The 6,463-nt window shown below is 43.3% G+C and carries 8 protein-coding genes; 4 read left to right on the forward strand and 4 right to left on the reverse strand.

Annotated features, from left to right (window positions below):
• Window positions 1-3: 3 nt before the first annotated feature.
• The 3 genes from MMY81_RS34210 to MMY81_RS16795 form a co-directional block, all read right to left on the reverse strand.
• Entirely contained in the window at window positions 4-855 is an 852-nt protein-coding gene (locus MMY81_RS34210; RefSeq protein ID WP_308215366.1) for an NAD(P)/FAD-dependent oxidoreductase, read from the reverse strand.
• Window positions 825-1,919, reverse strand: a complete 1,095-nt coding sequence (locus MMY81_RS34215) for an oxidoreductase (RefSeq protein ID WP_308215367.1) — start codon at window positions 1,917-1,919, stop codon at window positions 825-827. The genes MMY81_RS34210 and MMY81_RS34215 overlap by 31 nt, the downstream gene beginning before the upstream one ends.
• A 62-nt stretch (window positions 1,920-1,981) precedes the next feature.
• Entirely contained in the window at window positions 1,982-2,587 is a 606-nt protein-coding gene (locus MMY81_RS16795; protein WP_252313748.1) for a TetR/AcrR family transcriptional regulator, read from the reverse strand.
• 356 nt (window positions 2,588-2,943) lie between these two features.
• On the opposite strand from MMY81_RS16795, the gene pta reads away from it, so the two are divergent.
• Together pta and MMY81_RS16805 are read left to right on the forward strand one after the other, a co-directional pair.
• Window positions 2,944-3,948 (forward strand): phosphate acetyltransferase, encoded by a 1,005-nt coding sequence (gene pta, locus MMY81_RS16800; protein ID WP_252313749.1) that lies wholly within the window; start codon window positions 2,944-2,946, stop codon window positions 3,946-3,948.
• 120 nt (window positions 3,949-4,068) lie between these two features.
• Window positions 4,069-4,431, forward strand: coding sequence for a PilZ domain-containing protein (locus MMY81_RS16805; protein ID WP_252313750.1), 363 nt, complete (start codon window positions 4,069-4,071; stop codon window positions 4,429-4,431).
• Window positions 4,432-4,443: 12 nt separating this feature from the next.
• Here the strand turns inward: MMY81_RS16805 and MMY81_RS16810 are convergent, their stop codons facing one another.
• Window positions 4,444-5,337, reverse strand: a complete 894-nt coding sequence (locus tag MMY81_RS16810) for an SMP-30/gluconolactonase/LRE family protein (protein ID WP_252313751.1) — start codon at window positions 5,335-5,337, stop codon at window positions 4,444-4,446.
• A gap of 253 nt (window positions 5,338-5,590) precedes the next feature.
• Here MMY81_RS16810 and MMY81_RS34220 point away from each other — a divergent pair, with 253 nt between their 5' ends.
• Complete coding sequence (locus tag MMY81_RS34220; RefSeq protein ID WP_308215368.1) at window positions 5,591-6,070, forward strand: aminotransferase class I/II-fold pyridoxal phosphate-dependent enzyme; 480 nt, start codon at window positions 5,591-5,593, stop codon at window positions 6,068-6,070.
• 50 nt (window positions 6,071-6,120) lie between these two features.
• Window positions 6,121-6,447, forward strand: a complete 327-nt coding sequence (locus MMY81_RS34225; protein WP_308215369.1) for an aminotransferase class I/II-fold pyridoxal phosphate-dependent enzyme — start codon at window positions 6,121-6,123, stop codon at window positions 6,445-6,447.
• Window positions 6,448-6,463 lie beyond the last annotated feature (16 nt).

Here is a 6,463-nt window from a genome sequence, read left to right on the forward strand (position 1 = left end):
TAATTACAGAGCATTCGCTGTTTCTGCGCCATTTAGGATAGCAAACTTGGCATCAAGTCCGACAGCATGTTTAGCGCCGCCGATCACATGTACTCGTTTTCCTTGTTCCATTAGTTCAGAAGCCAGCATTTGGTTAGGCAGCTGGCCGCTTGCTGTAATAATGGTATCGGCCTTTTCGAGTATTTCCTGCTGTTCATGTTCAACCACGACTCCCGCAGGCGTAACTTCTTTATACGTCACTTCGCCGATCATTCGTATATTATTACGGCGCAGTTCGCCCAGCGTAATCCATCGCGTCGTTTTACCAAGACCTTTAGCAAACTTACGGCCCCGCTGCAGCAGCGTAATATCTGTATACCCTTTTTTATAAAGCACTAAGGCTAAATCGCAGGCAATCCCGCCGCCGCCTATCATGACAATTTTTCCATGCAGTTGAGCATTTCCCTCAAACACATCCCGGTAGGAAAAAACGGTGTGCGTTTCCATTCCTTTGATATCAGGCTGCCGGGGAAGAATCCCGGATGCGAGAATGATATCATCCGCCTCCTGCACAAGCGGATGTTCTGCAGAGACAGCGGTGCCAAGCTGAATAGACACGCCGAGTTTTTTTAGCTGCACAGAATAGTAGCGGAGTGTTTCATTGAATTCGGATTTACCCGGCACGGTTCTGGCATAAAGAAGCTGTCCGCCGATTTCTTCTTTTTCATCGGCAAGCGTCACATGATGACCTTTTGTGGCAGCAACTCTTGCTGCTTCCAATCCGGCTGGTCCGGCCCCAATAATTAAGATGTTCTTAGGTGCGGTCGTTTTATTAATAATGAAGGTCAGCTCTCGTCCTGCTTCGGGGTTGACCATACAGGAAGCGGATTTATTTTCAAAAACGTGGTCCAGGCATGCCTGATTGCAGGCAATGCATGTGTTAATTTCTTCAGGCCTGCCGTTCTTGCTTTTGTAATAATTTCCGGGTCTGCTAAAAAAGGGCGGGCCATAGAAACGATATCTTCCTGCAGAATTGATTCGGCATCTTCCGGGTTATTAATGCGGTTGGAAGTAATCACAGGAATGGATACTTGTTTTTTGATAGAGGCTGCGACAGGCGTGAAATAGTTTCTCGGTACTTTCATTGTAATGGTAGGAGTTCTCGATTCATGCCAGCCGATCCCGATATTCAGCGCGTCCATGCCGGCTTCCTCAAGCTTTCCGGCCCAGATTAAGGTTTCTTCTTCTGTTGTGCTTCCTTCCATTAAATCAAGGCCCGACATACGGAAAATGACCGGATAATCGGGTCCGACCGCTCGACGCACTGCTTTGGCGACAGCGAGAGGGAAGCGAAGGCGCTTTTCAAAGGAGCCTCCCCAATTATCCGTCCGCTGGTTGGTCAATGGGGACATAAACTGATTAAGCAGATAGCCCTCGGAGCCCATAATTTCCACCGCATCAAAACCGGATTTCTTTGCGCGTACGGCAGCCTCAGAAAAGGCTTGAATGGTACGCTGGATATCTTCTTCTGCTAGCTCTGCGGGTATATCGGGATTAATGGATGACTGGAGAGGGGAGGCTGAAACCGGATCCAGACCAGTGAGCGCTTTGTATGCATAGCGCCCGGCATGAAAAAGCTGAACGGCAATACGTCCACCTGCTTCATGTACGGCTTCTGTGAGCTCTGTCCACTGGTTAATATCCGTTTCCTGATAGAGGCTCATAAAGTTAGCCCCGCCGCTTCCTTCCGGCGTTACAGCTGCTCCTCCGGTTACAATAAGACCTACATGTTCTTTAGCGCGGCGTACATAAAACGCTTTCATTTTTTCCAATCCGTTTTCTTCCCCTTCCAATCCAACATGCATGGAACCCATCATCACTCTGGTAGGAAGGACAAGTTGGTTAATAGATACAGGGGAAAGCAGAGCAGGATACGGCATTACGCATTCTCCTTTTTTATTTATTTCGAACGGTCGTTATAAATAAGATACTGCTATTATACTCATGATGAAGCTGGAGTGGCAACCATTGATTCGAATAACTGAATAAAAGCGCGTCGGTTAGCATCAACGACTGCAGAAGAAAAATAGCGTTCGTTAAGAGCAGTACCGGTGGCCTGATTAATAATCAAATGGGCAAGAGCCGAAGGAGAGTGATGGTGGAGGAGGTGCTGCTGTTCCGCTTCTTCGAGAATAGTTGATAAATACAAAACGAGATTGCGAAGAAAACGGCCAACTACTTCATTAATTTTATCATCATAGGGAGACTGGGCCATATAGTTTAATAATATGGTGTAAAAAGGCTGGTTATAATCTGGAAGAGACGTGATCGTCCGAAGATAGGCGTGAAATTTCTCATCGGGTTGATCGTAGGCATCTACCGTGCTGCGTACATCTTTTTCGGAAACCGCGAACGCTTCTTTGAGCACTTCAACGAGAAGGTCGTTTTTGTTTTTAAAATAATGATAAATAACGCCGGTGCTGAGGTCGGCAGTGCGGGCTACATCTTTTATAGAAAAATGATCAAATCCATACGTTAAAATGCATGTTTTTGCGGATTGAATAATCTGCTCCCGGCGAATTGTTTCCATTCCCAGTTTAGGGCTCATTGTTTTTCTCCTTTCATAGGCGGTTTACGGGTGAAAAGGTGAAAATAGTATAGCATGATGGGAGCAGGTTGAATACAAAGGCTGTTTTGTTTATTTAATATTTTAAAATAGTTTATACAGTAATATGCAATGTTCTTCATATTGTAAACGCTTTTAAGTCAAGCTTTCATTTTGTTTTCTTAATTCGGAAAATTAGAACAACGATTATTTTATGCATTTACGTTTATTTTTCGACAGAATAAGAGTATCCTAATAAGTAGAGATATGAAACCAGAATGAATTCATCGCAGCGAACCGATACGCCTTTAGTTACCCTACACTTCCTGAACGGTTTAAATAATAAAGGAGGAATTTTAGTGAGCGATCTCTTCGTAGAGATAAAAGAACAAGTAAAAAAAGATCAACCTTCCATTGTATTTCCAGAGGGAGAGGACGATCGTATTATAGAAGCAGCAGCTAACCTTGCAAAGGACGGTCTGCTGAAGCCCATTATCGTTGGTCTTGAAGAAGAAGTAAAAGAAAAAGCGGCGAAGCTTAATGTGTCACTAGACCAGGTAAAAATTATTGATCCTGTGCAGTACGAGCATTATGAGGAATTAGTAACGGCCTTTGTTGAACGTCGTAAAGGTAAAGAAACAGAAGAAAGCGCTCGTGAAAAGCTCAAAAACCCAAATTATTTCGGCACAATGCTCGTTTATCTTGATTATGCTGATGGTCTTGTGAGCGGTGCAGTACATTCAACCGGAGATACAGTTCGTCCGGCCCTGCAGATTATTAAAACAAAGCCGGGAATTCAAAGAACATCCGGCGTATTTATAATGGTTAAAGAAGACCAGAAATTTGTATTTGCCGACTGCGCAATTAATATTTCACCGAATGCAGAAGAGCTCTCTGAAATTGCGATAGCGACTGCAGAAACGGCAAAAGCATTTGATCTCGATCCTAAAGTTGCCATGCTCAGCTTTTCTACCAAAGGATCTGCTTCTTCGATAGAAACGAGAAAAGTTTCAGAAGCAACGGTTAAAGCACAGCAGGACCGTCCTGATCTTGTAATTGATGGGGAATTCCAATTCGATGCGGCTTTTGTGCCGGCAGTAGGACGCCAGAAGGCTCCGGATTCACCGCTGCAGGGAGAAGCTAACGTGTTTATTTTCCCAAGCCTCGAATCAGGTAACCTTGGTTATAAGATTGCCCAGCGCTTAGGCGGATATGATGCGATCGGGCCGATTCTCCAGGGACTAAACAAACCGGTAAATGATCTTTCCCGCGGATGCAGCACGAAAGATGTATATAAACTGGCTTTAATCACAGCAAAGCAGGCAATTATGGAAAAAAAAACGCCATTAACGAACCAAAAGTAAAATAGTGCTGTAAAAAAGCACGTAACAGGCAGGAAACCTAATAGGTTTCCTGCCTGTTTTTCGTAGCAGACCGTTCACTCAAAGAGTATAATAAAAGAAAAATAACCAGAGGAGGCTGTTTTGTCCAATCGCAGAAGCAATGTTCGTTTTCACTTCACAGAAAAACCCTTAGATGCCACTATATTCGTCCATAAAATCAAACAGGTGGAAGTAAAAAGCAAAGAAGGTTCTATTCAGATACTAGACGTCTCAGGAAATGGACTTCAATTCTTTTCTTCTCTTCGATTTCAAGTAACAGATGAGGTTCTTTTATGCTTCATGTTCCGTATTACGCAAAAATGGTTCAAGGTATATGGCAGCATTAAACGTCAAAGGAAAACGGAGGAAGGATACATTTATGGAGTGGCTCTCGAGTTTGAAGACTATGCCTCCAAAATGGCTTTAATTCAAACGGTTCATCAGCTGAAGCTGGAGCATGAATAACGGATGTTCAAATTAACTGCCATTTTCATTCATAAAATGATCCGCGGGCAATCCTTTTATGCCTAAAGAATAAGAGAATACATAGCCTGCCAGCGGCTCCTTTTTCTGCTCGTCTTCTGTTAATTTATTCCGGGCCGTGGTGATATACAGATCAGTAAGGTTTTCACCGCCAAATGTACAGGACGTAATTAAAGAAGCCGGGAGAATCAGCTCTTCCTGCTTTTTTCCCGTATCCGGATTCCAACAGCTGACACGTCCGCCTTCAAAGTGAGCTATCCATAAATTGCCGTCTGCATCGATTGTCATTCCATCGGGTTTTCCATGCTCTTCTGAAAAATCAATAATCGCTTTAGGATCATGAATAGAGCCGTCTGCTAAAGAATAATCAAACTGGGTAATAGATTGAGTGGGTGTATCTATATAATACATAGCTTGTTTGTTTTTGTTCCATGCCAGCCCGTTAGACGTAGTAACCGGGGACCACTTTTTCTGCACTCCATTTGCAGAATCCAGACAGTACAGCGCAGCATCTTCGGGCTCTCTCGTTAGAGAAATGGTCCCTGCCCAGAATCTTCCTGCCGGATCACACTTTCCATCATTAAATCGGTTGTTAGGTTTGTGTTCTTCCGGATCAAAAATAGGTGTTATAAGAGAAGTGTCAAAATCAACCGAATAAAAGCCGTGCTGCAATGCCCCTATCAGCTTTCCGGGTTTAGTGGAAGGTGCGACGGCGCCGGGCATCTGGTTTATTTTTATGGATCTGGTTCGCTTTGTTTTCGGACTGTATTCATGTATATACTGACCGAGGATATCCACCCAGTAAAACAGCTGGGATTGTTCGTCCCATACCGGGCTTTCCCCTAGTATTGCCTGTTCGCATATAACCTCTTTCATCTCTCCTGCCATATCCATCACTCCTTGTATCATTAGACGGCATTTATATCTATTTTGTTCCCTAAATAACGACATTATAATCGTCCGGACCCCTACACTATATTTACAATAAAAATTAAAAGAATAATAAAATAGTATTTATGTAATATTTTGTAATTATAAAAATCATTTCGTGCTCTATTTTAAGAGATATGATATAATTTACGAATCATTTTATTCTGATTTTTCAAATAGTTAATATAAAGATACAGAGGTGGAGAGAGAAATGAAGTATGGTTTTGCGAAAAGAGTCCGCCATATGCAGTCATCGGCTGTTAGAGACATATTAAAAGTAGTGAATAAAGGAGATGTGATTTCCTTTGCAGGCGGCCTTCCGGATGAAAAGCTGTTTCCGGTAGAAGCAGTAAGGCAGGCATTTGACGAGGCGCTGTCATCCAGCAACAAAGTGCTTCAATATGGTGAAACAGAGGGGGTGCCGGCTCTTAAAGAAAAACTGGCTGAGAGAATGAGGCAGAAGCAGATTTTGCGAGAACCGGAGCATATTCTTGTAACGTCCGGCTCCCAGCAGGCCATCGATTTGTTTGCGAGGATTATGTTTGATCCCCGTGACATCGTATTGACTGAAAACCCTACGTATCTGGCAGCTCTGCAGGTATTTCAATCCTACGAGGTGAATATTGTACCGGTGGAATCAGATGATGATGGTATGCTGGAAGAAGATTTGAAGAAAAAATCATCCGGCTGAAGCCTAAGTGTATTTATGTCGTGCCTACTTATTCCAACCCAGGAGGAAAAGTGTGGTCGCTGGAACGTAGAAAGCAGCTGATAAAGCTGGCAAAAAAACATCATGTAATTGTGTTTGAAGACGACCCTTACGGCGATATTAAATTTGATGAAGCAGATACCGTGCCTCCGCTTGCATCTATGGATAATAATGAATATGTTGTATACACCAGCACCTTTTCAAAAACGGTTGTACCTGCTATGCGGACAGGGTGGATTGCAGGACCTTATCAAATTATTCGTATGATGGCACAGGCTAAACAGGCAACGGATCTGCACACTAATTCGTTAACACAGCATGCGCTTGTTCATTTAATGAAAGAGTTTGACCTCGATTGAGCATATAAATATGCTC

It is taken from the genome of Sinobaca sp. H24 (genome assembly GCF_023845525.1).

Coding starts and splice junctions, on each gene's coding strand:
- MMY81_RS34215 (WP_308215367.1), bottom strand. CDS start 1,919: ATGCCGTATCCTGCTCTGCTTTCCCCTGTATCTATTAACCAACTTGTC.
- MMY81_RS16795 (WP_252313748.1), bottom strand. CDS start 2,587: ATGAGCCCTAAACTGGGAATGGAAACAATTCGCCGGGAGCAGATTATT.
- MMY81_RS16810 (WP_252313751.1), bottom strand. CDS start 5,337: ATGGCAGGAGAGATGAAAGAGGTTATATGCGAACAGGCAATACTAGGG.
- MMY81_RS34210 (WP_308215366.1), bottom strand. CDS start 855: ATGGTCAACCCCGAAGCAGGACGAGAGCTGACCTTCATTATTAATAAA.
- MMY81_RS34220 (WP_308215368.1), top strand. CDS start 5,591: ATGAAGTATGGTTTTGCGAAAAGAGTCCGCCATATGCAGTCATCGGCT.